At 46.5% G+C, this 2,015-nt stretch carries 2 protein-coding genes; both read right to left on the bottom strand.

Going from position 1 to position 2,015, the window contains the following annotated elements:
- Positions 1 to 180 precede the first annotated feature (180 nt).
- Positions 181 to 1,017: a restriction endonuclease gene (locus tag HP566_RS19100; RefSeq protein ID WP_249978902.1), complete on the bottom strand. Its 837-nt coding sequence runs from the start codon at positions 1,015 to 1,017 to the stop codon at positions 181 to 183.
- A 101-nt stretch (positions 1,018 to 1,118) separates the two neighbouring features.
- Complete coding sequence (locus HP566_RS19095) at positions 1,119 to 1,859, bottom strand: hypothetical protein (protein ID WP_249978901.1); 741 nt, start codon at positions 1,857 to 1,859, stop codon at positions 1,119 to 1,121.
- Between the last annotated feature and the right edge of the window lie 156 nt (positions 1,860 to 2,015).

The raw sequence follows: 2,015 nt of genomic DNA, 5'->3' as shown, positions 1-2,015 counted from the left end.
GACACCACCATGGCATTTTGATCGTGGTTATAAGGCTTGAAGCGCGGCATGCTGACCACTCCTCGTCTGTTTTCTCGATCCTACCAAAACTTAGCCGTCAGCGGGGTTTTTCTACAGGCTCAACGCCTGGCTCAACGGCGGGTTTGAGCGCAGCGAAAACCTGTCCGGTGGAGCCATTGGTTATGTGCGCTTCGGACGGATATTGCCGTTCTTATCATAAAAGTGGATGCCTCCTGACTGCACATCCTTAAGTATCGCCTTAGCAATTAATTCACCTTCGGTTACGGATTGATCCGTACCGCTCAAAATATCATATTGGTATTTTACGCCCGTTATTTTTAGTCTTTTCCCATTATCCGTATGGATGTAGGCGTCATCAAATTCGTATGTATGCTCCTTGTCTACCTCTGGCTTCCAATCGTGAGGGAGCTTGCTATCCATTTCATGGAAGCTAGTGATCTCGCACCCCTCAGAATCATATATTTTTAGCTGGTCCGCATAACCCCCAGCCGATATCTTCTCTCCCTCCGAAAACCCCCCATATTTTATAATCCATTCATTGTCACAAATTGGCTCCCTCTTCTTTATGCTCGGTGTTATTGCAGTGATATTTATAACAATATCTTTAACCCGACCTTCCCAGTCACTTGCTGTCGGGAACCGAAGCTCCTTTAAAGATATATCATAGTAATCGGCATATCTTTTTGCGCCACTTTGATATCCAACCTTAGTAACAAACACCCCCTTGACATTGCCTAGATCGTGCAAAACCCCGAAGAAATCTCTCAGTCTGCCGATAGACACCTCAGATTTATAGTCCTTGCATTCGACAGCTACACGATGTTTTTCGCCGAGTATATTGAACTCCCAGTAGACATCTATCTGATGCTTGCACCCAGAGCGACCTTCCAGCTTTACATCATGCTGGATGTCAATATTCTCCACTCCGTCAGCTTCCGAGAGGGCCTGATAAATTTCTTGTGTAAGCTTCTCGTAGTCAGATCCAGAGCTGGCCATTATTTACTCCCTAGCACATAACGCCCGCAACAACGGCGGAGCGAAGCGACGTCCGGGCCCGAAGGGCCGAATTGCTTGCGATTGTTATGTGCGATACATGATCAGAGACCATCTCGGCCCATTCTCCAAACTACCACCTCATCTTTTAGGGTGTTTACAATCAATGTCATATCCAGGGATTCAAAGTAGTAGTTTGAGATAATGTCTGGATTCCTGGTTGTTACTGGAAATTCTTCCCATTCACCAAAACGATTTCTCCAAAAGCTAGGATCCCATTCTGAACCCATAATGACATTCTCAATTACCCACTGTTGATCTTCATTGCGTTGAGCCACTAGCTCGGATGACTCACCAGAGCCCTTTAGTGAAATCGGGTGGCTATGCTCCAAGCTTTCATTCACACCAGATGACCTAGATTCTTCATCCTGAAATCCCCAACGAGGATAAAAGCTCGCCTCTACCTCGTATTGTCCAGTTGGTAGATCACTTACATCGAATGTTGCCTGTCCTGTTCCATTCACCAGTCGTACGCGCTCATTTTTTCCAATCCAAGTATCATCTGGAGCTTGATCAGCCAGGCTAATACTAGCCATCAGTTCGATTGTACCGGGAATGTTTGTCCTCAATTCAAGGTGGACTTGACCATCGTTCAAGTTCTGACCAGAAACTGATACTGAATAGCCCTCGGGTGGGTGTGAGATTGGTTCATTTTCGGCGACATTCTCTGGCTCTGAAGCATTATTAGATGCCGGAACGTCATTTGGAGCATCACAGCCGATTAGAGTCATCGCAGCTACTATCGACAGCAAGGATCCAATAAGACGTGCTCTGAAATATTCCATTCTATATCTCCTGATTCGTTGCTTGCACATAACGCCGCCAACACGCGCGGCTTTGTAGTGAAGGCAAAGCCGAAACGAAAAAGCCGTCGCCGTGCTTGGCCTTGTTAGGGCTTTTGCCGTATACTTGTACGGAATTCCCGTACATCAAGGTGCCTT

This window comes from Vreelandella olivaria (genome assembly GCF_023507745.1).
GTDB classification, from domain to species: domain Bacteria; phylum Pseudomonadota; class Gammaproteobacteria; order Pseudomonadales; family Halomonadaceae; genus Vreelandella; species Vreelandella olivaria_A.
This window is presented reverse-complemented; position numbering and strand designations above follow the sequence as displayed.

Bases quoted from the DNA above. Each gene is read 5' to 3' on its own strand.
- HP566_RS19100 (WP_249978902.1), bottom strand. From the start codon at position 1,017: ATGGCCAGCTCTGGATCTGACTACGAGAAGCTTACACAAGAAATTTAT.
- HP566_RS19095 (WP_249978901.1), bottom strand. From the start codon at position 1,859: ATGGAATATTTCAGAGCACGTCTTATTGGATCCTTGCTGTCGATAGTA.